General features: G+C 70.1%; 1 protein-coding gene. It reads right to left on the bottom strand.

Annotated features, from left to right (window positions below; all coding sequences use genetic code 11):
* Window positions 1-1005: 1005 nt before the first annotated feature.
* The coding region (locus tag ACFYY6_RS38325) for a helix-turn-helix domain-containing protein (RefSeq protein ID WP_389197780.1) at window positions 1006-1244 on the bottom strand (239 nt) is incomplete at its 5' end.

Here is a 1244-nt window from a genome sequence, read left to right on the forward strand (position 1 = left end):
CCCGCGGAGCGGGTAGGAGTGCGCGGTGCGCACCCCAGCGAAACCGCCCCGCGAAGCGGGGCGGGTGACGGAGCGTCACCACCCGCGCAAGCGCGGGTGGTTCGGCCACTGCGTGGCCGTGCCTCTCTCCGCTTCGCTCCGAGAGGCTGTGGGGCGGGTGCGCAAGCGCGCCCGGGGCCGGTCCGCTGCGCTCCCCGGCCTGGTGATGCATCAGGCTTCTGCCTGTGTAGGGCTTGGGATTCTGGGCCACCCCCTCCGCTGCGCTCCGGGGGCGGTGGCTGGCTGCGAGGGAGGGGTCGGGGTGGCGGGGAGGGGCTGGAGTGGCTAGGGGTGAGCCTTGCCGTGGTGACGGCAAGGCTCAGTGCCGCCGCTGGTCTGGTTACTGAGGGTGTCTCATTTTCTGACTCTGGATGGACCCTGGAATGGGCGGTGCATCACCCTGCATCAGGTGTGCAGGCGCATGTACCTTTGGCGGATCCGGGCCACACCCCCTGAACGCCCGTCTCCCGGCCTTCCGCCGGGCTCTTGGCGTGGTTCCTGTCCAGAACGGGGGGTGAGGCCGGGAGACGGGCGCTCAGGCACCTTCCTGGGCCTGTCACGGTCTTGGCGGTGCATCAGGGACCGGCTGTGTAGCGTCTGGGATCTCGCGCCACCACCTCCGCGCGGCGCTCGCCCCCGCCCGGCCCTCCGGGCCCGTGGTCCTGGCCCTCTTCGGCGCAGCGCTCGCCCCCGCCCTGAACTGGGCAAACACCCGGAGACGAGCGCGACATCGACCGCTCGGGGCCGTGCCCGCGCGGGCGCGGCACCACCGACCGGAGCACGCACCAACCCTGACACCCACCAACCTGACACTCCATCAGACACCACATCGGTTTATCCATCGGTCGCCCGAACACCCACCCGACCCAAATCCACGACACACCGGAAAACAACCGATCGCCCCGAGCAGAAAGCAGCGGTCCCGAATCCATTGAAAAGGATCCGGGACCGCTGCTTTCCAATTCCCTATTCAGCCGCGAGCGCCTTCATGTGCTTATGAACCGTCGACGGCGAACGGTCCGCGAATACGGCTACGCGACGCTGGGCCCACCCTCGCTCGTGGCCGTACCTGATCCGGGCCCGGGACTGAGCATCGGTCAGCAGAGCGGGCAGACGCCCCGGCGCGCAGTCCTCCGGAAGACCCGGCAGCTCCCAGTCCTGCACGGGCGCGGCGGGGCCGGCCTTCCCTACGGGCTCCTCCTGGC

The sequence above is a fragment of the Streptomyces sp. NPDC001750 genome (assembly GCF_042892615.1).
Classification (GTDB): Bacteria; Actinomycetota; Actinomycetes; order Streptomycetales; family Streptomycetaceae; genus Streptomyces.